23 protein-coding genes and 1 tRNA gene are annotated in these 23100 nt (G+C 36.2%); 7 read left to right on the forward strand and 17 right to left on the reverse strand.

All coding sequences use genetic code 11. The features are described from left to right. Positions 1–237 precede the first annotated feature (237 nt). Entirely contained in the window at positions 238–1722 is a 1485-nt protein-coding gene (locus tag O4O04_RS12930) for a glycosyltransferase family protein (protein ID WP_272532159.1), read from the forward strand. Between the two features lie 67 nt (positions 1723–1789). Here the strand turns inward: O4O04_RS12930 and O4O04_RS12935 are convergent, their stop codons facing one another. The 9 genes from O4O04_RS12935 to O4O04_RS12975 form a co-directional block, all read right to left on the reverse strand. Then, a complete protein-coding gene (locus tag O4O04_RS12935) occupies positions 1790–3193 on the reverse strand; it encodes a hypothetical protein (RefSeq protein WP_272532160.1) in 1404 nt (467 codons plus the stop codon). Between the two features lie 15 nt (positions 3194–3208). Further along, the gene (locus O4O04_RS12940; protein WP_272532161.1) at positions 3209–4027 is read right to left on the reverse strand and encodes an LIC_10740 family protein; all 819 of its coding nucleotides are present in this window, start codon (positions 4025–4027) and stop codon (positions 3209–3211) included. After that, a complete protein-coding gene (locus tag O4O04_RS12945; protein ID WP_272532162.1) occupies positions 4008–5111 on the reverse strand; it encodes an N-acetylmuramoyl-L-alanine amidase family protein in 1104 nt (367 codons plus the stop codon). The genes O4O04_RS12940 and O4O04_RS12945 overlap by 20 nt, the downstream gene beginning before the upstream one ends. Continuing rightward, complete coding sequence (locus O4O04_RS12950; RefSeq protein WP_272532163.1) at positions 5078–6715, reverse strand: DEAD/DEAH box helicase; 1638 nt, start codon at positions 6713–6715, stop codon at positions 5078–5080. Before O4O04_RS12950 ends, O4O04_RS12945 begins: the two co-directional genes overlap by 34 nt. A 3-nt stretch (positions 6716–6718) precedes the next feature. Then, the gene (locus O4O04_RS12955; RefSeq protein ID WP_272536099.1) at positions 6719–7525 is read right to left on the reverse strand and encodes a class I SAM-dependent methyltransferase; all 807 of its coding nucleotides are present in this window, start codon (positions 7523–7525) and stop codon (positions 6719–6721) included. Continuing rightward, on the reverse strand, positions 7522–9609 hold the full coding sequence (locus O4O04_RS12960) for a tetratricopeptide repeat protein (protein WP_272532164.1): 2088 nt from the start codon (positions 9607–9609) through the stop codon (positions 7522–7524). The genes O4O04_RS12955 and O4O04_RS12960 overlap by 4 nt, the downstream gene beginning before the upstream one ends. 13 nt (positions 9610–9622) lie before the next feature. Further along, the gene (nusB, locus tag O4O04_RS12965) at positions 9623–10030 is read right to left on the reverse strand and encodes a transcription antitermination factor NusB (RefSeq protein ID WP_272532165.1); all 408 of its coding nucleotides are present in this window, start codon (positions 10028–10030) and stop codon (positions 9623–9625) included. Next, on the reverse strand, positions 10030–10494 hold the full coding sequence (gene ribH / locus O4O04_RS12970) for a 6,7-dimethyl-8-ribityllumazine synthase (RefSeq protein WP_272532166.1): 465 nt from the start codon (positions 10492–10494) through the stop codon (positions 10030–10032). The genes nusB and ribH overlap by 1 nt, the downstream gene beginning before the upstream one ends. Before the next feature lie 15 nt (positions 10495–10509). Continuing rightward, positions 10510–10581 (reverse strand) — tRNA-Thr (locus O4O04_RS12975). 108 nt (positions 10582–10689) lie between these two features. Here O4O04_RS12975 and O4O04_RS12980 point away from each other — a divergent pair. Further along, positions 10690–11274, forward strand: coding sequence for a hypothetical protein (locus tag O4O04_RS12980; RefSeq protein ID WP_272532167.1), 585 nt, complete (start codon positions 10690–10692; stop codon positions 11272–11274). A gap of 60 nt (positions 11275–11334) precedes the next feature. Here O4O04_RS12980 and O4O04_RS12985 read toward each other — a convergent pair whose 3' ends face one another. After that, positions 11335–11490, reverse strand: coding sequence for a hypothetical protein (locus O4O04_RS12985; RefSeq protein ID WP_272532168.1), 156 nt, complete (start codon positions 11488–11490; stop codon positions 11335–11337). A gap of 90 nt (positions 11491–11580) precedes the next feature. Here O4O04_RS12985 and O4O04_RS12990 point away from each other — a divergent pair, with 90 nt between their 5' ends. The 3 genes from O4O04_RS12990 (at position 11581) to O4O04_RS13000 (ending at position 13185) form a co-directional block, all read left to right on the forward strand. Then, the gene (locus O4O04_RS12990) at positions 11581–12033 is read left to right on the forward strand and encodes an SET domain-containing protein (RefSeq protein WP_272532169.1); all 453 of its coding nucleotides are present in this window, start codon (positions 11581–11583) and stop codon (positions 12031–12033) included. Between the two features lie 93 nt (positions 12034–12126). Then, complete coding sequence (locus tag O4O04_RS12995) at positions 12127–12747, forward strand: hypothetical protein (protein ID WP_272532170.1); 621 nt, start codon at positions 12127–12129, stop codon at positions 12745–12747. A 195-nt stretch (positions 12748–12942) separates the two neighbouring features. Then, complete coding sequence (locus O4O04_RS13000) at positions 12943–13185, forward strand: hypothetical protein (protein WP_272532171.1); 243 nt, start codon at positions 12943–12945, stop codon at positions 13183–13185. Positions 13186–13267: 82 nt separating this feature from the next. Here the strand turns inward: O4O04_RS13000 and O4O04_RS13005 are convergent, their stop codons facing one another. The 7 genes from O4O04_RS13005 to O4O04_RS13035 are packed head-to-tail and all read right to left on the reverse strand — an operon-like array spanning position 13268 to position 20721. After that, complete coding sequence (locus O4O04_RS13005) at positions 13268–15136, reverse strand: SpoIIE family protein phosphatase (protein ID WP_272532172.1); 1869 nt, start codon at positions 15134–15136, stop codon at positions 13268–13270. Beyond that, entirely contained in the window at positions 15123–16178 is a 1056-nt protein-coding gene (locus O4O04_RS13010) for an E3 UFM1-protein ligase 1 family protein (protein ID WP_272532173.1), read from the reverse strand. Before O4O04_RS13010 ends, O4O04_RS13005 begins: the two co-directional genes overlap by 14 nt. Beyond that, positions 16168–17292, reverse strand: coding sequence for a VWA domain-containing protein (locus O4O04_RS13015; protein ID WP_272532174.1), 1125 nt, complete (start codon positions 17290–17292; stop codon positions 16168–16170). Before O4O04_RS13015 ends, O4O04_RS13010 begins: the two co-directional genes overlap by 11 nt. Continuing rightward, positions 17289–18299: a vWA domain-containing protein gene (locus O4O04_RS13020; protein WP_272532175.1), complete on the reverse strand. Its 1011-nt coding sequence runs from the start codon at positions 18297–18299 to the stop codon at positions 17289–17291. The genes O4O04_RS13015 and O4O04_RS13020 overlap by 4 nt, the downstream gene beginning before the upstream one ends. After that, a complete protein-coding gene (locus O4O04_RS13025; RefSeq protein WP_272532176.1) occupies positions 18289–18849 on the reverse strand; it encodes a hypothetical protein in 561 nt (186 codons plus the stop codon). Before O4O04_RS13025 ends, O4O04_RS13020 begins: the two co-directional genes overlap by 11 nt. Then, on the reverse strand, positions 18849–19736 hold the full coding sequence (locus O4O04_RS13030) for a DUF58 domain-containing protein (RefSeq protein WP_272532178.1): 888 nt from the start codon (positions 19734–19736) through the stop codon (positions 18849–18851). Before O4O04_RS13030 ends, O4O04_RS13025 begins: the two co-directional genes overlap by 1 nt. Positions 19737–19749: 13 nt before the next feature. Then, the gene (locus tag O4O04_RS13035) at positions 19750–20721 is read right to left on the reverse strand and encodes an AAA family ATPase (protein ID WP_272532179.1); all 972 of its coding nucleotides are present in this window, start codon (positions 20719–20721) and stop codon (positions 19750–19752) included. A 161-nt stretch (positions 20722–20882) separates the two neighbouring features. Between O4O04_RS13035 and O4O04_RS13040 the strand changes: the two genes are divergently transcribed. Next, positions 20883–21989 carry an AraC family transcriptional regulator gene (locus O4O04_RS13040; protein ID WP_272532180.1) on the forward strand — a complete coding sequence of 369 codons (1107 nt, stop codon included), beginning with the start codon at positions 20883–20885 and terminating at the stop codon, positions 21987–21989. 113 nt (positions 21990–22102) lie between these two features. Next, positions 22103–23077: a WD40/YVTN/BNR-like repeat-containing protein gene (locus tag O4O04_RS13045; protein WP_272532181.1), complete on the forward strand. Its 975-nt coding sequence runs from the start codon at positions 22103–22105 to the stop codon at positions 23075–23077. Positions 23078–23100: the final 23 nt, after the last annotated feature.

A 23100-nucleotide genomic window follows, 5' to 3' on the forward strand; every position in this document is an offset into this window, starting at 1 on the left:
CTCACTCACTCACTCACTCACTCACTCACTCACTCACTCACTCACTCACTCACTCACTCACTCACTCACTCACTCACTCACCGACCAACCCAATCAGATAAATAAAAATCCTTAGAAGTTAATCAATAAGGCATAAAATTTATATTTTTTATATTTTGCATCGATAAGCATAAGTCATAACAGTGATTAAGCTTGAGAGATTTCGATTGTTTATATATTTTATGTTAAAGTAAGAAAATGAAAATACTTCGACTCACGCTACTTTACGTTAAGCCAATCTTTCAATCGCATGCTTGGATCCTAATTAGTTCCGCAGCAATGATTCCGTTAATAATCGTTAGCATATATTATTCGAAAGGGTTCAACTGGCCTGATGAAATTTTTCAAACGATGGAACTTGCCTATCATATAGTTACCGGCAGAGGGAATATCGCCTGGGAATTTAAAGATCGAGCTAGATCAGTTCTCTATCCCCAAATGCTTTCAATTTGGATAAGATTCATTTATTTGTTTTCGAAAAATCCTATAGTTCTATTCAATTCCACACGTGCAATGCTTGCTGCAATATATTTCTGCGCAACTCTCTCAATCGCATACTACTATCTGCAACATTCGAAATCCGAATCAAAAATTTTCAAAAACGTAAAATTAATAGTTTTTTCTTTTATATACATTTTATTTCCTTTAAACTATTATTTCGGTTTTCGAACCCTAACTGAAAGCATTACCACATCCATAATTTTATTCTCAATATTTCTAATTCAAATTCGGGTTGAAAAATTCAATCAGAATATTTTGATACCAGGATTCTTATTGGGTTTAACTTATGGATTACGATTTCAAATGGCTATTTTTTTTCTGGTTTATTCAGTATTACTAATATATAAATTATGGACTCTAGGTTTAAATAAGGCAATTAAACAATTAATATTAGGACTCATTTTCGGGTTTTCAATCTATTTAATTTCCGATTTTGTTTATTATGGAATGCCATTTATTTCATCCATTAACTACTTTAAAGTGAATATTTTGGAAGGTGTAGGTGCGCAATGGGGAACCAGTCCGTTCTACTTTTACTTTGAACAATTCAATAGGTATTTAAGTGCTTTATTGTTATTTTTGATTCCAGGCATCTATTTCAATTTCAAAAAGTTCTATCCGATCATTGTTGGAACTGCTGCCTTTATACTAGTCCATTCTATGGTTGCTCACAAAGAGCTTAGATTCATATTTTTCAGTTTTCCAATTATACTTTTCTTTATTATCTCAGGAATCTACGAAATTTTCAATCTTATAAATCAAAAATTCAAGAAATTGGCGATTGTTTATCTAGTAACTATAATAATAAGTACTATGTATCTATATTCGATCATACTTACAAAAAAAATTCAATGGAACTTTCTCAATGATAATTTACAATTATTTTTACAGGCAGAGAGGAATGGGGTAAACGACAACTCTCTCATAACAATTCAGGATACTTTTGCTTGGGGAGCAGGTTATGTTTATCTTGGTCCAAATTTTACCGGAGATATTTTTTTTAAGGATATGAATAAAAAATCAAATAATGAAATAGAGAATTATTTAACTCAGCACAAGATAATAAACATTCTTATCAAAAGCCACAGTGAAGATACTTTTTGTGAAACTTTTGGTTATTGCAAAACATTATTAACCATTGGTGAATACTCTTGGATTAAAAAAGTAGAAAAAATCAATTAAGAAGGTATTTATACTTACCCAAAATTACAAATACCAATAATCATTAAAAATTTTGATCAACCTGATCCTATTTTCCCTTGATCAATTGATCAAAGTCGCGAATTAATTCATCCTCAGAACCAATTATTCCCTTCCCTTGACTGTAATTTTTCACGTCTTCTAAATTCGCCCAGATTCCTGATTCAGATTCGCGTATAATGTTTTCAAATTGTTTACATATACTTTCGGTTTTACAATTGCGAATAGAAATGATATTTGCTGAGTCAGATGCCCATCTGAATGGATAACTCTGGTTACTAACTTCAAAACTCTCAACCTTATCATCTCCGTCCCAATCTTCGAACACATAACGCGTATTATCCCCAGCAAGTAGAGTAATTCTCTTGCCTTTACCGGACGGATTGTCTTCTTTGAGTATCCTAGATCCAGTTTCATTTTTTCTTGTATAATTGTATTTGAATTTTCTCAAGTGAGCATCTAGCAATCTATCCACAAGAGTTTTATAAATCTCGGTATAACGACTTGAAACAGCTTTCTCCTCTCCGATATCTCTTTTTTCGAGATCAATATTTCTTGCCGACCTTGAATAAGAGAAATAATCTAAAATTCCGTCAATATTATTGTCATAGAAATTCTTTTCATTCCATTCGCCTGGATTCTGAACTTCGGGAACTGGTGTTCTGGATCTATTCGTTGCATTGCCATCACTCACCTTGCTCTCTGACTCTGCGGGTTTTCCTGCAGAAGATCCATTGTCGACTTTGCTCGGATTTGTATTTTTTTCCGAGTCTGATTTAGGTATTGAGTCAGAATTTTTATTGTCTGCCTCTTCGCTTTTGTCCTTGGTAGCTTCGGTCGACAAAGCTTGAGTCAAGAAATCAATTCGATCTTTGATTTCCAACTCTATGGATTCAGATGCTTTCTTAGCTTTAATATGATCAGGGCTCTCTGAACCAGAGAATTTATTGGCTCTATATTCATTAGCGTTGGCTTTTTTCCGTTCGAGGTCTAGGGTTCGATAGACATTATCATATTTCATAAACAACGAATGAAATTGCCTATCAGTCTGGTTGCTTCCTTTTCTAAATTCCTCAGGTTGGCTTGCTAATTTACTTTTTTCTTGCTCGATATCTCGAAATTCCTTGAGCCAGGCTCTCCTTGTTCGATACTCTGCAACTAACTTTTGATATGCGTTAATTTTTCGATTCACATCCATTCGATCATCATACCCATCACGAAAAATATAAGTTTGCGAATCTTTTATAACCACTAGACTTGCAAGTGAAGGATCAAGTTTAGGGTCAGATCCATTCAATCTTTTGCCTTCGCTATCAATGTTATGAATATAATGAAATGCTATTCTATCATCTTCAAACCTTGATATATTCTTCATTGTTGGTGCAACTTCCACAGACATCAGTTGGGAAGAAATCAGAATAGCACCTAGGAATTGAGTGATAGATAATTTCATAACATTCTCCGTTTTCTATTCTTTATCAATGTCGGCAAAGGATGCAAATAATCCAGTCTTCGTAGGATTTTTTCCATCTATCCGAAACATTACATTTTGAATCTTTGGAAAATTTGCCTTGATAGTCTGCGAAATGCAGGATAATGCAAGATTTAGATTTTTTATCTTTTTTTCTTCTATTTCTCTTTGCGTTTTGGAATCGATAAAATTGGCAGGAGCCGAATAGTAGCTTTCTGTATCTTCAACTTCCGATTCTTCATCAATCATCTCTTCGCCTCTTGATTTGGCGTATCTGTATTTGGAAAGTTCTTTCTCAATCTCCCGACTTGAGAAATCCAACACTAAAACTTTTCCATCATCTATTATCCAGGAACTCAATAGGGCAACAGATAGATTGGGAAGCTTTTTTAGACTCGAGCTTCCAATATCACTAGTTATCGAATCCATTTTAGAGTGGTATGGAGGGCGACCAACTTCTTCTATTAGCTTTAAAATATCTTCTCTATCATTCGATACTTTCAGAACTTTTCGTACGGATAAGTATGTTTGTGATTCTCCATCAGATACATATACAACGGCTTCTACTCTTGGATCGGATATTGGAAGTGCAAAAACTTGAAAGGGAATCAATAGCCTAAAAGGATTCTTATCAACCAAGAAGGAAAAACTTATGAATATTATAAATGATATCCACATAGTGTATAAAAATAAAAATTTTCTAGGAACTTCACCTTTTGAATCAATAGCAATTTCATAGAAATTCTTCCATTTCAATTGAATCCAAATCCAAAAATCTTTAAATGCTTTATTTATTTTATTCTTTTCCATCGCCATAAGACTGAATCCCTCGAATGATACTTTTGATAATTCTATTTTGTAATTTAGCCGAGTTCAAAAAAATCGACTCCTTTGGATGAGATAAGTAACCCATTTCAATCAAGACTGCAGGCATCAGGCTTCCGCGCAATACAGAAAAATCAGCTTTTTTAACTCCTCTTGATGGAATGAGTGATCCAATTCCTTTTTGAAATTCCGTGTCGATCCGATCCGCAAGATTTTTGGATCTCCTCTGAACTAAACTAGACATCATACCTGCTTGAATATTGGAAATGGGTGATACATAATTAGAAGTCAAAATTTTATTTTCAAGTATCGCTAGTTCTCTTGCCTGCTCAGTCGTTGGTGTCTGAGAAAGATAATAGATTTCGTAGCCACTTGGTTTATTCGAAAGTGAAGCATTGCAATGAAGGGAGATAAACACAGCTTCTTTTGTATCCTTCAATAATTTATTGGCTAGGACTGATCGCTCTTCAAGTGGAATAAATACATCTTTATCTCGAGTAAGGTAGACGACCATCTCGGGGTATTCTTTGCTTAATGCTTTTGATAGACCGATTGCAACTTTGAGAGAAATGTCTTTTTCGTTATTGCCCTTTGTATCCGAAGTACCTGGATCTTTACCACCATGACCTGCATCAATTACAACTGCTCGGATGGGAAGAAATCCTTTACCAGCATCCTTTGATCTTACTTCTAATGCTAAAGTTTGATCTCGGAATTGATAAAATATTTCATAAGGTATGAGGTTGACTATAATCGCTTCAGCAAGATCTGGAGGAATAAAAGTTTTCCCTTTAGAATAGATTACCTTAAGCGGAATCTTTATGACCTTATTATCTAATATGTAAAAAGAAGAGCTGGAACGAAATCGCAACTTTGCTCCGTTCCCATTCACTTCAGTCAATAAAATATTGTGATCAGATTGAACTTTAAGCTCTGGAAGAACTGTTATCAAGTCTTCCAGAGTGATATATGAATTCTTACCGTATGTTTTTAGAGTGACCGACTCAGAATAAACATTACACGGCAAGAAAACAATAAAGATTAGCGTCCAAAAAGAGACTTTACCTTTGCCCAAATTGACTTCTTCGCTTCTTTATCTTTTGATCTTACTTCTTCGATATCAAATAAATTCCTTCTAGATTTATCAACTTTCGAATTGGAATTTGACTTTTGGTGGAATTTATTATCATTCCGATTTTTATTATTCTTGGAATTACCATTCTTCGCATAATCAGAGTTTGTCTTACTGGCTTGATTGTGATTTCGATCAGAGAAAGACTTTTTACCTTTGGAATCTACCGTTTTATTAGATTCTCTTGGCTCACGAGGAGCGCGTGCATCCCTTGGCTCTCTTGGAGTTCTACTGTCCATTCCTTGGTTACGACCATCTCGAGAAGGTTTTCCATCTCTCGAACGATTGTCCCTAAATGATTTCCCTCCGGAATCCCGTCCTGATTTTTTATAAACAGGATCCGCACTTGCATCATTTAAGCTCTTCATGATTGCTGGATCGTCTGGAACGAAAGCTTCAAAATCGCCTTCTGGAAAAGTCAATAAATTATCTTCTACAGCTTGAACAGGAATGTTTACTTTGAGATATTTTTCTATTCTTTCCAGTTCTGGATAATCGTTCTCAGAACAAAAACTGATCGATCTACCTTTTCTCCCAGCTCTTGCTGTTCTTCCAATTCGGTGAACATAATTTTCTGAATCCATCGGAAGGTCAAAATTGTAAACTACGTCAATATTTGCGACGTCGATACCCCGAGATGCAACGTCTGTTGCAACCATGATTTTGTATTTACCTAACTTGAAATCCTTAAGCAGTCGAATTCTTTTTTTCTGATCAAAATCAGATGATAACCCTGCAGTAGAAATTCCATATTTATGCAAGGTTCGAATGATCAATGGAATATTGGATTTATAATTCGTAAAAATAAATCCTAAACCTTCCATATTATCTTGTAAGATCAAATTCACCAGATAAGGCAATCTTTCTTCTCGGCCAAGATGGTATAGTTTCTGCTCAATTCTTTCGCTAATTAGTTTATCAGCATCGACTTGAACTTCAACCGGTTCATTCAAATATTTATAGGCTAGTTGTATTACTTCGAAAGATAGAGTCGCTGAGAAAAGCATAGTCTGCGAACGATCTTTACATTTGTGAAATACGTATTTGAGATCCATAACGAATCCCATATCGAACATTCTGTCCGCTTCGTCGATGATCACAATCTTAACTTGTGTTATGTCTAGATTTCTAGATTTGACAAAATCAATCAACCGACCAGGCGTTGCGACAATAAGTCCTGGATTATTGCTAAGCGATTCTTCTTGGCCTTTGTAATCTGTTCCGCCGATAATAGTCGCAACACTGTAGCCTGTGCCCTTTAATAATTTAGTTCCTTCTTCCGCAATTTGTATAACAAGTTCTCTTGTGGGAGCGAGTGCTAGGATAAAAGGTTTACCTGACGTAGGTCGATCAGTCAATAATTTCTGAACTGCAGGAACCAAAAAGGCAAGTGTCTTGCCAGTTCCAGTCTGAGCAAGTCCAGTGAGGTCTCTGCCCGTCAGTGCAAAAGGGATTGCTAGCTCCTGTATTTTTGTTAGGTTGATGAAACCAGAGTTACTCAAATTTTCTTGTAGCTCTGGCAATAGTTCTAATTCTTTAAATTCCATTTTTTACTTCTTTTCTGCAATAATTTGAAAGGTGTCTCCGTAGCATAAAACATCGGATATCCACTTGTAGCCGGGGTTCGGTAAATAACCTTTCCAACCTTTATCCCGGTCTGGGTGATGAGAGAGTGGTTTTTTTAGTTTTAGGTGCAAGTCCAAGCAATTCAAGACTTTTTTCAAGGAACGGTGATCGTAATCAAAAAAATGGTCACTGGGATGTGTCTCAAACCACTGTTTTGGGTTAGTTTGAAAAGTTGGACCATAGAAACTTGGTAAGGCAAGAATCAATCCACCTCCTTTCCTTAACAAAGAAGAAATTTTGATCCAAATCTCCATTATCTCTGGAATATGTTCCAAGGTAAAAAACGATGCTACGACATCCCATTTTTTTTCACTGGAATTGAAATCAAGTAAACCGCCTTTGAACACAGAAAGTTTCAAAACATCCGTCGAATAACGATATCCTTCGTTTGAGATTTCAATACCCTCAACTTGAAATCCTCGTTTCCTAGCCTCATCCAAAAAAAATCCAGTTGCCGATCCTATTTCGAGTAAAGATTTATTCTTTAGATCATCTGATCTCCAACCCATAACTTGAATCAAAGAATCCAATCTAGAATTTGCAAGCTTTCTTAGATTTGCCTCGTCTTCATAATAAGTCTTGTTGTATTGATTCTTGTATTCCTCAAGAAAATATCTATCTTCATAATCTCGTGTCTTAGCCTTAATAAATCGATGTACACCCGTTAGTCTACATACTTCTATCCATTCAGGAAATTCTGAACTCGGAAGAAAATCAAAAGCGATACTCAGTTTATACCTCCCCTTCCTCCTAAACTGTCTTCATACGCCGTACGAGCTGCACGCTTATTGTCGTAGGCATCGGTCAGACTTGGATCTAGACCTAAAGCCATATCAAAACTTTGAAGAGCTTTTTTGAATTCTTCATTGCGATAGTAGCATACTCCCATTAGATTATATGCCTGGGCTGTAATGTTCGGAGACACATCGGAGTTCACTATGACTTTTAGTTCATCCACTGCTTTTTCTCGCTCCATCATGGAATGAGAGTTGGAAAGAATCTTAGCAAGGACAAGTCTACTTTCCATATCTTTTGGGTCCATATGAGATGCTCGGTAGGCTTCATCTCTCGCTTTTTTTTCTAGCTCAGGATTCTTACTTTCTGAATAAACCAATGCCAAAATTTTATGTGCTTCTTTTATATCCGATCCCGATTCAGAATTTTGCAAAACATTCAGCAATTGCCTCTCTGAAGATTCTGACTGGCCAATTTTTCTATAAACGGTCGCAAGCTTTAGTCGGATCGGATGAGCGGACGGATTGTCCGAAATTATACTTTCATAGGCGGAAACTGCTTCTGTATTGAGTCCACTGGTTGCATAATAGTCTGCAATTCTCTCTCGAGCTTTAAAATTTTTGCCCGATTCTAAAACTGATGCTTTCTTCCAAGCATTGATTGCTCGAGTTGGCTCACCTGCATGCAAAGATGCAATGCCCAGATTGTAATACGCATTGTAGTTTTTGGGATTAAGCTCTAAGGCTCGTTCGAATGTTCGAATCGCCTCACCACTTCTTTCCATCTCGTCCAAAATAATTCCCAGATTGATCAGCGCGGTTTCTGTGTAAGAATCACCTGGTGTTGCAGAAATAATTTTTCTAAATGTTTGTTCCGCTCCAATAAGATCACCACGCTTGTAATAGATATCACCTAATGCAAATAAGGAATCAATATCATTGGGACGTATTGCAAGTGCTTTTTGCAACGACTGGATGGCAAGGCTTGGAAGTTTGAGAGAATCTAGAACTTCTGCAAGACGAATGTAGACCTCAGAATCATTCGTACCTCCATCGAGTGCTTGTCGAAACATAGAAACTGCTTCTTCTTTTTTACCAAGCTTCATAAGAACGAGTCCCAAGTTGAAAAGATTACTCGCATTATCTTTTTGCAATCGAACAGCTTCTTTGAAATGGTATTCTGCATTCTTCCAATTTTCTTGGTCGAAGTATATTTTGCCAAGATGCCCATGAGCAAGAACTGCCACGCGACTCCCAGGCTCTTGCTGTATCGACTTCTCAAAATTATCTATGGCATCTACAATTTTGCCTTTTTTGTATTGAGCGAGTGCGAGGTTGTAGAGAAGTCCAGCATCAGCAATTGCGGGAGAGATTCCAGATTCGTAGGCTTTGAGAGCTGCGTCTGTATCCCCCAATTCAGAGAATAAATTGCCACTGAGCATTGCCACCTTAGGATCATTAGGTGCAATATCTCTTGCGATCTTGGCAGCCTTTCTTGCCTCTTCCATTCTTCCCATATGTCGAAAAGCAAGTGATAGATTGTAATAGGCATGAAAATTCTTGGGATCATACCTAGTCGCCTTTTCCAATCGTTCAACTGCAAGAGGATAACGACCTGCATTATCGAAAAGAACTCCAAGAACAGTCATAGCGATTGACTTTTCTTCATCGGAACTGGGAGTGTTTAGAAATTCTTCACAAGCAAGGAAGGCACGCTGAGTGTAATTTTCTCGAAAGAGTTGGATACATTTGTTCAACTCAGCACTGACATGAGATGAAGGTAGGTATGGCTTTTCTAGGATTTGGTCTAGACTTCTCTTATCACGAAGTAGCTCACCTTCTGCAAGGTCAGATACATCCATCGATTTCTCTCGATAAAACTGCCACCAAACACCGAAGCTAATAGCTCCAGCGATTATCAAACAAATAAACGCCCAGAAAAAGAATCCGAGAAGACGTGCACTTCCACGTCTCTTAGTAGGAACTTCGCTATAATAATCCTCTTCTTTCGATTGGAGATTATGTATTTCATTATCATCTTGGATCTCAAAACGGAGTCTGTTTTTTCTGAAGGTTTCCAAAACCAAAGCCTCCCTAGAGGACTAACTTTTTGTGAACGGCATCGAGCAATCCATTGATAAATCCAACCGATTCTTCACTTTCGAATTCTCTTGTTAACTCAAGAGCTTCATCAATGACAACTTGGTGGGGTACAAATTGTTCGTTCATAAGACTATAAATTGATAGTCTCAAAATACAACGGTTCACAATTGAGATTCGCTTAATATCCCAATTCTTCGAGTTGTCCTTAATAGTATTGTCGATCAGTTCCCAGTTATCCACAACACCTTTAATCAGAGCTTTCGCATAATCGCGCTCATCATCGGTTGTAGGTTTATCGTAGTATTTGAAAGTGAGGGCTTCGTCAATGGGAGTTTTGACCAGATCAATCTGATAGAGTCCCATAAGGGCAAGAATTCTTCCTTTTCTTCTAGATGCCATTAAAGCTCGCGGAAGAGATTGACCATCTCAATGGCAGTAACCGCAGCTTCAAATCCTTTATTGCCGGCTTTTGATCCAGCCCTTTCAATTGCTTGCTCAATATTTTCTGTTGTGATTACGCCAAAAATCACAGGAATTTTGTGTTCGATCGATAGTGACCCAACTTTTGCAGACTCACCTGAGACCAAATCGTAATGAGAAGTGGCACCTCGAATGACACAACCTAGGCAAGTGACTGCGTCAAATTTCTTTGATGCAAGAACCTTAGCAACGGTTGAAGGAAATTCAAAAGCTCCTGGAATATAGACAACGGTAACATCCTCGAGCCTTCCGCCATGAGATTCAATGGCATCCAGTGCGCCTTGCAATAGTCTATCTGTAATAAATTCGTTGAATCGTGATACGATGAAACAATGCTTCTGTGCTTCTGCGATTCTTTTGCCTTGGATAACTTTAAATGACATGATATAACCTTTGACAGCCCGTTGCCAGGATTGAACTGGCGACCTTTTCGTTACGAGGGAAATGCTCTACCGCTGAGCTAAACGGGCAATTTCATTGACCCTTAAGAGACATCGTTCCAAAATGACTCTTGAGTGACAAGCTTTAAACTCCCTTACCTTCCCAGCCTTAGTGAGACATTCAGATATCTACCTATCTTGATAATTGCTCTTGTTTTCAACTGCGCGAGTCTGAGTTTTCTCGATCAAAAACCAATCGAAAATATTCCTATCAATCCAAACGATAGCTTAGCCATTTCCAAAATTGTAAAATTAGGAAAAGACGGCAAAAGAGAAATTCTTGCGACAAGCCCAGAAGCGATGCGATATATTTTTTACCGTGCGGGATGTTCGGATGGAACAAGTCTTGCTGGATTGCTCAAGCATGAATGGAAAGAAGATTCCAAAATTGAAGAATGGACGGGTGCTTGCAGATCGCTCATATCGGATGTAGTGCGATTTCGAATATCTCATCCAGGAGATCGGTTAAAATACCAAGAATTTGGCGAGATCACTCAGCCGATGCTAATCAAAGCTGAGAACGAAAAAAATGTTTCTTGGTTTTACAAAGCTATAGAAAGAGAGCCTGCTCTTGCTGATGCAAGGTTGAATCTTTTTCGAGACTTTGCAGAAAAGAAAAATTGCAAAGCAGCCAAGAGAAATCTAAGTATTTTTTTGTTACTCTCACCCAAGTTCCAAGCTAGACGTAGCCTAGAACAATTTATGAAGCAGAAATGCGGATAGAAGTGAAGCGCAGTAAATTAGAAGATTTGTTTTTTATCGTAACTGATACGATTCTTAATTTTACTTCGATACTCGAACAACCAAAGTAATCTTACCTTTTGGATCTTCCACGATCTCGAAACCCTCTTTCTGCAAAGACTTTTTCAAGCGATACATTCCTAGATTGACGACATTATTCGAAGTGATAGTTTGTGGTGTTTCGATTTTCTCTTCCATGATTCCTTATAAGGATCGGAATCAAGCAACGTGAAAATGAATACATACTTGAAAAGAGTTAGGTAATTTTTACTCTGACCAAAGAAGTATATGAAACATAAATCCGCCAAAAAGAAAGCCAATAAAAAGAAAGTTATCAAACCTATCATCTATACTGAAAGTGATTTTGAAATCAAGAAGTCCAAGATTCCTGGAATCGGGATGGGATTGTTTCCTAAAGTTAACCTTAAAAAAGGAGACCATATTGGTTTCTATACAGGAAAAATTTTAGACGACGACCAAGCAAATTCGGACCGTTATGTGGAATCAAGATATCTATTATGGATTTGTAAAGATTGGTGGATCTATGGTGAAGGCAAGCAGTCGAATTACACTCGCTATATCAATCATTCCGAAAAACCTAATGCTGAACTAATAGTTTCTGTAAGATGGAAGACTGCTCGCTTCATTGCAATGAAAGCTGTAAAAGCCGGAGACGAATTATTTTTTGATTATGGAAAAGATTATTGGGACAATATGGATTTTAAGCCAAAAGCAAAGTAAATCAAATAATTATTTCAGTAGATAACTTGACTTTAGAATCACACAATGATTTTACTTACATTAACATCCATTTGGATATGAATATCTTGCCGAATGGATCAAAAATTAGGACGCAAATCAATGACCAAAATCAAACTTAGTTTAATTGTCGTAGCAATCATGGTTACACAAAACTGTGCAACTTTTATTAGTTATCCTGAAGGATTCAAAGAAGAAGCCAGCCTCGTAGAAAACGCAATCTCGAATAAAATTCTGAGTATCGATTATAATCAAAAATCAGTAATGAGCGGAACAACTACTATCCTGTCGGATGATATGAGAAAAAAAGTTCGTGATGCTTATATAAAAAATCTCACCAAAACCAAAGTTTTCAAAGAAGTTACAGACAATATTGAAAAAGCGGATTATAAATTAACAATTGATGCTTTGGATACCGGAGATCCGAATCTTATACTCGCTTTCTTCAGTGGACTTACCCTAATGATCATTCCATCCTATGCTGTGGACAACTTCGAAATGACATATACGATCAAAGATGGCAAAAACAAAACAGTTGGAGAATACAAACGATCTGCTTCTTTTACAACATGGATTTCTTGGTTTGTTTTGCCCCTGACTCCCTTTTATTTCACATCAAGTCAGTTTGATTCCGGAACTCAAGCAATGCTCGATTCCGTTATCGAAGAAGCGATTCAAGCAAAAGTTTTCAAATAAAACCATTTCAAATAAATATCCATCCTAATTTCAATTTAGGGTGGATACTTCTCATCCGGTAATTCAAATTCAATTGCATTCCGCGATTCTCAAGAATTTATTAACCTATAGGTTTTAGTAAATTTCTTTCATTTTCAGTTGACAAGTTTTTCGGTTTCGAATACATTGAGAGTCCAAAAAAATAAGGGGTTCACTATGATTTTAAAATCAATTCTTTTTTCCATTCTGCTTGCGCTAGCAGTTCCAACAATGGGACTTATGGCAAGTGATAAATGTGTAATGTGCGGATCTGGAAGTTCTAATGGATGCCAACAATGCATTCTTCCTGGTGGTGACACCTATCCAAACAGAAAAAAATGTGAAAACGCGGGTTGCAAAATCTCCGGAACAACTTCCTGCTCGACTGCAGCAAACGTAAAAGTTTGTACAGGTAAATAATTTAGATTCAGTATCTCCTCAATTCCCTCACCTGTGATCTAATTTGATTGCAAATGGTGAGGGATCTACATGATAGAATTCATTACAAAATTTCAACAACGACCACAGTAATATCATCGCTTACTTGCATCCTTTGCTGATTCAATTCTTCGATAACCGATTCACAAAACTGCTCTGGATTTTTGTAGGAAATTTTCTCAATGGCAGACTTTAGTATATCTTCGGGCGTATCATCGATGCTTATATCTCCATTCAATCCATCTGTATAAAAAATGATTCGATCCTTACTTTGAAGAGCAAATCTTTGTTCCGAGTATTCACAATCGCGAACCATACCTAATAAAAATCCTGTGGATTCCAAAATGTGAATATCATTATTTCTTAATATAGCAATGGGTGGATGACCAGCAGTTGCATAAACCATCTCTTTTCTTTCCATATCAATATAAGCATGCACCGCACTTACAAATCTATAATCCAAAAGATCTATCAAAAAACGATTCATACTTGATAGCATTTTATTAGGAGAATTCGCAAATTGAAGATCGTTACGAAATGCAATTTTTACGGTTGAGGAATCCATTGCAGCACTTACGCCATGGCCAGTCACATCGGCTACCAAAACTCCTATATGCTTGTCATCAATTTGGTGAAAATCATAAAAATCTCCACCCACTGCATGAAGTGGTTGGTAGTGAACGTATATATTTACATTTTGCAGCTTCGGAATTGAATGAGGTAAAATTCTACTCTGAATTTTTTTTGCTATTTCCAAATCCTTTTCTATGACTAAAAGTTTACTTCGATAGACAGCCTTCTCGATTCCCAATCTACGAATACGACGACCTATAGCAAATGAGAAAAGGAAAGCTTCACATAACGAAGACAATTGGGTTCCGAATCTACCCAAAACAAATTCCATAGGGAGAATATCCAAGTTTGTTAAAGTCTCCAAAATCACGCCTGCCGTAACAATTACCCAGGCGAGAAGAAAGAAGCCTGATTGTCCGATCCCATGTTTATAACTGAAACAAGCACATACTATCATCATTATGGTGCAAAGAGGTAATAAATAATTGAATGATTTTACAAGAAATCCAAAATGAAAAAGTGGAGACAGAATTGCCATTGCAAGACAGCAGTAGGCAAAATAACGCAAGATTCGATCTAGGATTAAATTAAAACTTTTGATTTCAAGAAATTCGACAGTAAATAAGAGAACAAAGCCAATCGAAGTATAAGTAGAAATAAACAATCCTGGTTTCACGAATATAGAGTCTTCTGGACTAAAGAATTGCTTCAAGAAACCTCCTAACATTAAATAGCTATAGAAAACAGCGAAAAGATATATACAGTAATAGAGAAAACTCTTTTCTCGTATCGAAAGAAATATAATAAGATTATAAAATAGCAAAGCAAGCATAGCTCCATAATACAATCCATGAATCATATATTCCGCTTGAGTTTTTTTCGAGAAATCTTCTGCATTCCAAAGTCGCAATGGTAAAGAAATTAATCCTGAGTTCTCTGCTCGAATATAGAGCATCGCCTCTTCTCGAGGATTTAAATCGACTCGCATACTTGGGTGTCTATGAAAGATTTTTTGTTTAGTAAAATCTTCTAAAACTCCTGAGAAATTTTCTTCAACAGAATTAGATTTTACTAAATAAAAATGAATCCTATCTAAATAAGAAACTCCCACTTCTAAAATTTGTTGTTGGATGTTCTCGGAATTATTTCGAAATTTGGTTCTTATCCAAATGGGTTTCCTATTATTGCCAAAATTCATGATTCTTTTTTCTAATGGAACCCATTGATTGGAATTCTGATCCAATGATTCAAATCTGACATCGGAGTCAAGAAACTCAACACTAGGACGTTCAATTTCCGCTGTGCAACTAATAATCAATAAAAGAAACAATAAACAAGTTAAGATTTTACCACTTGGCATTTTTCATTGCCTCTTCTATTTCTTTAACGGATGTTATAATATTTATTTCTTCTTTATGCCTTGTATAATCTTTATTTGAATTGGAGTTTTGGATTCGCTCTTTTGCTTTCTGCAATTCTTCTTTTTCTGATTTAGAAATTTCTAAGTTTTCCTTTTTTTCTTCTCGATTTTGACGGTTTTTTTCTCGTTTATCAGATAGGGATTCTTTTTCTTGATCTTTCTTTTTTTCTGAATTCTTATCGGTGGAATCAGTGGAATCACTGCCCTCATTTCCTTCTCTATCCTTATTGGTAGATGGATTATCATTGGTGTTTTCATCTCCTTTGGAGTCATTATTTCCCTTGGAGTTTTCATTTTCATTTTCCCCCTTTCCTTCCGTTGACTCAGACCCTTCTTTTCCATCACCTCCTCCACTTCCAGAATCAGGTTCTTGATCTGGATTCTCAGGTGGATTCAAACAATTATCTCGCCATTCAGGAAGTTTAGCTATTGCGTCTTTTACTTCCAATCTTGATTTTCTCATGGCAATAGCTTCTCGATAGGGAAAGAGATGAAAAAAAGCAATATACGAACCATAATTAAACTTTTTCTCAGATAGTTCCCACAGAACAAGAGTTTGGTCATAGCTACATTCTTCTTTATCGAGAACAGAATGTCCCCAATCAAACAATACAAAACCTAATGCATTGTAGACTTCCCAGAAAAAACGGTTATTTGAATTGATACCATCTAAGACTCTGTTACTTTCTTCGTAATCTTTCTTTTGGTAATAGTTTAAACCTAAATTGAAGAGAGGGATTTCCTTTCGAAAATTAAAACTGGCACTCTCTATATATTTTTCTTCAGCAGCATCATATTTATTAGTAGTGTATTGATTGATTCCAATTCTGTTAGGGTTTATGGATGGATGATTCAACCTATTCTGTGCCCAGAAATAAATGGAAATTTCAATAATTATAATAAGCGAAATGATCCACCATTTCCATTTTTTAATGAATTGGATCATATCATCTATAAAATCTGGAGATTGATCAATGACCATAAGACTTTCTCCTTAGCCAAAACATCTCCAGACAAATAAAGAAAAGAGGAAGTAATAAGAAGTAGAAACTCTGATCTTTTCTTCCACCGGCCTCCCATAAAAGAGTCTGCGAGTAATCTTTTCTATTCTCAATTTCATTAACGAGTTCTAAAATTCCGGAACTTCCTTCATTGGTTTGGATAAATATTCCCTTTGTTCGATTGGCAATTTCTTGTAAAAAATTTCTATCCATCTTGGATACACGTTCTTGTACCAAAACATTTTCCTTTGTCCGATATTCTTGTCCGGACGCATCGCTAGACTTCGATTGAGGGGAAAGTTTTTCAGATCGTAGGCGATTGTAGGACAATTTTATATTGCTGCCTGCTTCGGTTCCAACTGCTATAACGTGAATTGGAATCTCCAATCTTTCTAAAACGGATAGTCCATTTAATGCGATTTCCTTTTCTTCTGGGCTTACGTCACCGTCTGAATAGAACACAATTTGGAATCCTTGTGAACTGAATCGCGAAGAACTCAAAATGAGTTTGTAGAGCTCATCAAAATTATTTCCAGAATAAAAAATATTATGCAACTGGATCTGATCGAGGACAGTTTGAATCCAATTTATATCTGGATGAGGATCTGTATGTGATACAGCATTTTCTGCAAATGTAATTACCGAAAATGAATAATCTGTTAGCTCTTTACTTAATGCCATCGCATGAACTTTAGCTTCTCCGAATCGACTAAAAGGTTTAAGTGGATATTCTTTTTCATAGTTTTGATTGTCGACGGCGCTCATACTCCAAGAAGCATCGATTACAAATAGTATAGATGATTGTCGACTCTGTATCTCGGCATCACCAGGAGTAAAAGGTGACGCTATTGCAAAATTAAGAGAAATCAAAGAAATATAACTCAAAAAACAGTATATCCAGAAATTTCTGTAGGATGGATCCGATTTCCTATTAATATGAATAAGTCTTGTTAGCTTAGATAATTTACTAAAATGAACCATTTTTTGTAATTCTTGCAATGAACGATATTGAACTATCCAAAACCAAGTGAGAATTAGTGAGAGTAAAGGAATCAACAAAAGAAGAATTGGATATTGAAATTCTAATCCCATCATAAGATTGGTCTCCTAAACCAAAATCCTCCACCAACTAGATGAATCAAAAATGCTAATAAGGCAGCTAAGCCAATCCAAAAGCTAATGGAATGATTCTCATACACATCATTCACATCTAAAGGATGCTTTTCTAGTTCATTGATCTCACGCAATATAGATCGAAAACTATCTCCTTGTGTTGCACGATAGTATTGACCACCTCCTGACGTAGCAATGGCTTCAAGACTTTCGTCTTGTAAACTAGTGATCAACGGCTGTCCATCCGATCCGAGAAAGGGTGCATCCCTATAGAAAACGGGAACGGGAGTTAGTCCCGCAAGCCCAACAATATAAAGATGTATACCTTTTTCAAGACAAGACTTAGCCGCAAGAATGGGATCAACTCCTTCGGTATTCTCACCATCCGTAATGATTACTAGCGCTTGCTTACGATTCTCCAATTTAACTTTATCTAACATAGATATGGAGAAAAGAATTGCATCACCGATCGCTGTTCCGCCAGCAGTGTTATGATTGATTGTTTGGAAATGTATCGATTCGATTGCTCTTTGCAGAACATATTTATTCTGGCTAAATGGATAGTGCTGAAAGACTTTTCCAGAAAACACCGAAATTGCTGTTCGGTTCCCTCTACCTTCAGATAAATATTCTCCGACCATTGATTTCATCGCTTCAAGTCTATTAGGAGTAAAATCGTTTGCCTGCATGCTTGCCGACAAATCCAAACTTATCACAAGATCGATTCCATCAAGTCTAACTGATTCTCGAGTAGAAGTATAGTATCCTCGTGCTAATCCAATTACAAGAAGACTATAGATTAGCGCAGGCATCCATATTACGATTTTCCATTTAAGATTATTTGAATGATTCTTCGATATATTTCCTGAGCTATTATTCTTTAGCCATCCAACTGGTGAATATTTTATTATATTCTGATTTCGATCATTAGGCAAGAACCACTTAACACCTATTAACAGAATTATGAGCCAAGGTGATTCAAATCCCATAAATTTTACCTCGCAGATCGGTTCTCACTTTTTGAATTAGGCTGATAACAGATTCTGGCTTTGGTTCAAGCTTTTGGTAAGAACTGAGGAGAATATCAGAATAAACCACAGAAAATTCAGTTCGAAAACTACCTTTATGTTTTACGGAAGTGATATCTATCCATCGAGGATTCAAAGAAAGATCTACTTTTCGTATCCAGAATTCTAAAGATGGATTATGAAATTCGTCACCTAAGTGAACAATTCTACAATACCGACTCAACTCATTCAATGCCCTCCTAGGATTTTCAAGAGCCAACCTTTCAAGGTCACTCAAAATAGGAGGTCGTTCTCTCGGTACAATCGTATCGTTTAACCAAGAATTATTCAGCTCAAAATCGGAATTGGCTCTGTCCTTGCTAAAGAATTTTGCAATCCAAATTAGAAATTTATAAATTGCAAATATGATCCACGGGAATAATAAAATTACGGGAATTATATATTTCAAAAAGTAAATCTCTGATTCAGAAAGGATTTCTAAAGGTGAAATAATTTCAGAACTTAATTTCATTATCTCGCAATCCGTTTTTTCTTTTGAAAATAATGACCTAAAGTCGGGCGAGTTGGCATAGCTGTTGAAAATGATTCCCAAGATAATCCATATTTGATTGATATTTCTTTCAAATGTTCTTGCACTTCTGTAAGATTTTTGGATTCATTTTTTTTCCCATGTAATTGGAAATTAGAATCTTCCGGATCCTCCATAGAAAAGCGAAGATATTTCATTTCTGAATATTCGAACGGATCATAAATATGCAATAGACCCAAATCATGATGACTAGTTAGATACCGTAAATCATCAGGTAAGTCTAGATCAATAAAATCAGATATAACAAAGACCACGAAGCGATTGCCTCTTTGTTTTTCTATAGCATGAATAGCAGAACGAATATCTGTTTTTCCGCCATCTATTTGATTATCCCGATAGTGAACCATTCTCGATATCGCTTGATACAATTGTCGTCTACCAACTTTCGGACGAGAGTCTTCAATAATCTTGTCTTGGAAAAAAACATAACCCAATCGATCTCCCGACTTAACAGCGCTATATGCTAGAGTTGAGGCAATCTCAATTGCATGTTCAATTTTAGATTTTTCTTGCCAACCTGTATACATGGAAGCGCTTATATCAATTGCGATGATAATACTCCGCTCGCGCTCTTCATCGAAAATTTTTACATAGGGCTCTCCAAGTCTTGCTGTCATATTCCAATCAATGGATCGAATTGATTCACCGCTCACATATTTTCTTGCTTCTTTGAACTCACTGCCCTTGCCTGGAATTTCAGTTTTATAATGTCCATCTAAAACAGAGTTTGCGTTCTTCTTTGAAATCAACTCTAATAGGTGGATTTTTTTTAATAACTCAAGCTTAGATTGATTGCTCGCATCTTCCATTTTCACTTTTTACTTAAGAAGGTGCTTTGACAGCAGAAAGAATATTATCAATAAATTGTTCAGAAGTTATCCCTTCCGCTTCAGCCATATAATTCATCACAACCCGATGTCTAAGAACAGACATAGCAATGCTTCTTATATCTTCGGCGGTCGTAAAATCTCTTCCGTTCAGAAGTGCAACAGCCCGAGACGTCTGCGCAAGAGCAATAGATGCACGAGGTGAAGCTCCATGATATATCCATTGTTTATAATTTTCTAATTTATATTCTTCCGGATTTCTAGTTGCGAGGACAATTTCTGCGATATATCGAATCAATGAATCATCTAAATGAATTTTTCTAGAAATTTCTTGAATGATAATAATTTCTTTTGGATCAAATATTGGCGAAAGAACGGGAAGATTGATCTCAGACACAACCATTCTTACAATTTCTGCTTCCTCTTCTTTCTTAGGATATCCAACTAAAAGCTTCAACAGAAAACGATCTAATTGGGCTTCAGGCAATGGATACGTTCCTTCTTGCTCTATTGGATTCTGTGTCGCAAAAACTAAAAATGGCTCAGGCAATTTTTTGGTTACATCGCCCACAGTAATTTGTCTCTCTTGCATAGCTTCCAATAGTGCAGATTGAACTTTTGCCGGGGCACGATTGATCTCATCAGCCAAAATAAAATTTCCGAAAATTGGGCCATATTGGTTTTCAAAACTCGCTTTATTTTGATTGAATATTCTGGTTCCGACAACATCTGCAGGCAAAAGATCTGGAGTAAACTGGATACGATTGAATTGAACCTTACAGATTTGAGACAATAAATTTACAGCTCGAGTTTTAGCGAGTCCAGGCAGTCCTTCAATCAAAACATGCCCATTGGAGATCATCGCAACCAACAATCCATCGATCAAATCATCTTGGCCTACAATTCCTTTATGCATTTCTTCTCTTGCTTGGTGTAATCTCTGACTGACTTCTGAAATTGTTTGCATCCAGTAATTCCTTGTATAAATAAATTATTTTATTGGTCTAAATTTTTCTTCTAGACATTAGATTCGCTTGTTCTTGGAGTTACAAGTGTTTTTTAGATACTAGGAAAAAGACCAATCAAATTCAATATTGACACAATAGTTAAGAAATAAATTTCTAAAATATGCACTATCCATTTGATTTTGCGGTTCTTTTTTTCGCTGGCATTTTTAGCTTTGTCTGGGTTGTTGGAGCAACTCTCAATCAAAATAGAAAATTAGATTCTACAACAATTTTTTTGATCACAATTTCAGGATATAGATTATGCTTTGAAGCTGCTTACTTTTCCGGATTGATCAATAAATTTCCGATTGCTTTTGGGATTGCTGTTCCTTGTTTATATGCAATCGGACCTGCCATCTATTTATACTTATTCAATTTTTACACGGTAGGAAATCATAGATATAGGATTTATATTCATTTCATACCATTCGTTTTTTCGTTATTACCTGTGATTTTTTGGCTAAAACTTAATTCTAGCGCTCAACTGCAATTGATTGCGAATCTATTTACGTTAGAACCTTTATTGAGAGATCGGATCGACTGGGGATTTATGTCCTGGGTGATTGGACCAAAGTTACTTATTTTATTTTATTCTAATTTATCTGCCTTTCTTATTTTCAAAGAACTTCGTTCCTTCTCTAAAAGAATCAATGATGAACTAAAAATCTATTTGTATTTACTTCTAGCCTTTCTTCACATAATGATACTTGCTGATATTATTGGTTATATTTTATCTAGCTTGGAATTGATCCGTATAAGCGCAATGAGTCATTCAATTTCTGTAGTGGCTATATACTTATTTGGAAAATACCAACCCAATGCAATTCTTGAATATGAAATTTCCATACAAAAAAGCAGATATGAGAAAAGCAAATTAAACCAATTGGATGTTGATAAAATTATACAAAATATGGAAATTTTCATGAAGGATGAACATTTTTATGCAGATGAGGATTTAAGAATCGCAGATCTAGCTGAGTCTTGTGGAATTTCTATACACCAACTTTCCGAAATATTAAATCGTAATCTGAAAATGAGCTTTACTGATTATGTGAATATGCATCGAATCGCAGCAGCAAAAGATATGATAATTCATGAACCGGACCGAACAATTCTTTCAATTGCTATAGCAGTTGGCTACAATTCAAAATCTGCATTCAACAGAAGTTTCAAAAAAATCGTAAATCTTACTCCTAGCGAATATAAAAAGCAAACTAGTTCAAACTGATCCTATAAACTAAAAAAATGTAAATACTGAGTTCTATATTATAGAATGGGACGACAGAATTTGATTTCGGTGTTAAGATTATAAGAAATTTGAATAATCGCGGAGATCAAGAAATGAAAAAGTTCTTAGTTTTAGTATTAATAGCAACCTCTTTACAATTCAGCAATTGTAAAGAAGAGAAGGATGAACCAGATCCACTCTTTCAATTGCTAGCTTTACAATCCCTTCTAACTAGTAAGAATATATTTTTTAATCGGGTTCGTTACCTAGATAATAAATTCTATGGGGTTGGAAGCGGTGGACAGATTTATGTATCTGCTGATGGAGATAGCTGGACAAGAATAAGTTTGGATACAAATCAGGCAATCAATGATATAGGATATATCAACAATCGATTCACTGCAATTGGAAATAGCGTTCACTATACATCAGCAGATGGTATCAGCTGGTCGGATATATCTAGTACCTTTTCCAACACAACTTTTTTACGAAGCCTTGGAAACTTTGGATCAACTTTGGTTGCATTCGGTAGTAGAAATATCTATACATCAACAAACGGTCTGAGTTTTTCATCAGGAGTTAGTCTTGGTAGTTCATTGTTTCCCGCCTATTATGAAAGTGCCTCAAATTCCAATCGCATGGTTGTCGTTGGTGCAGAAGAATCCAATAGCGCATCCATCAAAGTTGGTTCGTTTGTATCCATTTTTCTTACTTTTTCAAGCAATGGAGTAACCGGTTTGAGTTCAGCAAAACAATTACTTGGAATTGCATATAATGGAACACGCTTTGTCGCGGTCGGAAATTCGGGAAATATTTATTACTCGGCAGATGGTCTAGCTTGGACTGCTGCTTCATCGGGTGTAACTTCAACGATTAGAGCTGTTGTCTATGCTAAGGATCAATTTATTGCAGTCGGTATGTCTGGCTTGGTTTTATCAAGTCCGGATGGAATCAATTGGACTTCAAAATCCTCCGGGTCAACGGTGGAATTAAGGAGTGTTGCATATGGTAACGACAAATTGGTTGCAGTTGGTCGGGATACGATACTTGTATCTTCCGATGCTGGAAATACTTGGGTCAATAAATAGTTGAAAAACTTTTCTCGGTATTC

The organism is Leptospira sp. GIMC2001 (assembly GCF_028462125.1).
Classification (GTDB): Bacteria; Spirochaetota; Leptospiria; order Leptospirales; family Leptospiraceae.

What these genes read in the sequence shown, in the direction of transcription:
- O4O04_RS13020 (WP_272532175.1), bottom strand. Translation starts at nt 18,299, where the DNA reads ATGGGATTTGAATCACCTTGGCTCATAATTCTGTTAATAGGTGTTAAG.
- O4O04_RS13035 (WP_272532179.1), bottom strand. Translation starts at nt 20,721, where the DNA reads ATGCAAACAATTTCAGAAGTCAGTCAGAGATTACACCAAGCAAGAGAA.
- O4O04_RS13045 (WP_272532181.1), top strand. Translation starts at nt 22,103, where the DNA reads ATGAAAAAGTTCTTAGTTTTAGTATTAATAGCAACCTCTTTACAATTC.
- O4O04_RS12995 (WP_272532170.1), top strand. Translation starts at nt 12,127, where the DNA reads ATGGATCAAAAATTAGGACGCAAATCAATGACCAAAATCAAACTTAGT.
- nusB (WP_272532165.1), bottom strand. Translation starts at nt 10,030, where the DNA reads ATGGCATCTAGAAGAAAAGGAAGAATTCTTGCCCTTATGGGACTCTAT.
- O4O04_RS13015 (WP_272532174.1), bottom strand. Translation starts at nt 17,292, where the DNA reads ATGATGGGATTAGAATTTCAATATCCAATTCTTCTTTTGTTGATTCCT.
- O4O04_RS13000 (WP_272532171.1), top strand. Translation starts at nt 12,943, where the DNA reads ATGATTTTAAAATCAATTCTTTTTTCCATTCTGCTTGCGCTAGCAGTT.
- O4O04_RS13030 (WP_272532178.1), bottom strand. Translation starts at nt 19,736, where the DNA reads ATGGAAGATGCGAGCAATCAATCTAAGCTTGAGTTATTAAAAAAAATC.
- O4O04_RS13025 (WP_272532176.1), bottom strand. Translation starts at nt 18,849, where the DNA reads ATGAAATTAAGTTCTGAAATTATTTCACCTTTAGAAATCCTTTCTGAA.
- ribH (WP_272532166.1), bottom strand. Translation starts at nt 10,494, where the DNA reads ATGTCATTTAAAGTTATCCAAGGCAAAAGAATCGCAGAAGCACAGAAG.
- O4O04_RS13010 (WP_272532173.1), bottom strand. Translation starts at nt 16,178, where the DNA reads ATGGTCATTGATCAATCTCCAGATTTTATAGATGATATGATCCAATTC.
- O4O04_RS13040 (WP_272532180.1), top strand. Translation starts at nt 20,883, where the DNA reads ATGCACTATCCATTTGATTTTGCGGTTCTTTTTTTCGCTGGCATTTTT.
- O4O04_RS12950 (WP_272532163.1), bottom strand. Translation starts at nt 6,715, where the DNA reads ATGGAATTTAAAGAATTAGAACTATTGCCAGAGCTACAAGAAAATTTG.
- O4O04_RS13005 (WP_272532172.1), bottom strand. Translation starts at nt 15,136, where the DNA reads ATGCCAAGTGGTAAAATCTTAACTTGTTTATTGTTTCTTTTATTGATT.
- O4O04_RS12935 (WP_272532160.1), bottom strand. Translation starts at nt 3,193, where the DNA reads ATGAAATTATCTATCACTCAATTCCTAGGTGCTATTCTGATTTCTTCC.
- O4O04_RS12985 (WP_272532168.1), bottom strand. Translation starts at nt 11,490, where the DNA reads ATGGAAGAGAAAATCGAAACACCACAAACTATCACTTCGAATAATGTC.
- O4O04_RS12940 (WP_272532161.1), bottom strand. Translation starts at nt 4,027, where the DNA reads ATGGCGATGGAAAAGAATAAAATAAATAAAGCATTTAAAGATTTTTGG.
- O4O04_RS12930 (WP_272532159.1), top strand. Translation starts at nt 238, where the DNA reads ATGAAAATACTTCGACTCACGCTACTTTACGTTAAGCCAATCTTTCAA.
- O4O04_RS12990 (WP_272532169.1), top strand. Translation starts at nt 11,581, where the DNA reads ATGAAACATAAATCCGCCAAAAAGAAAGCCAATAAAAAGAAAGTTATC.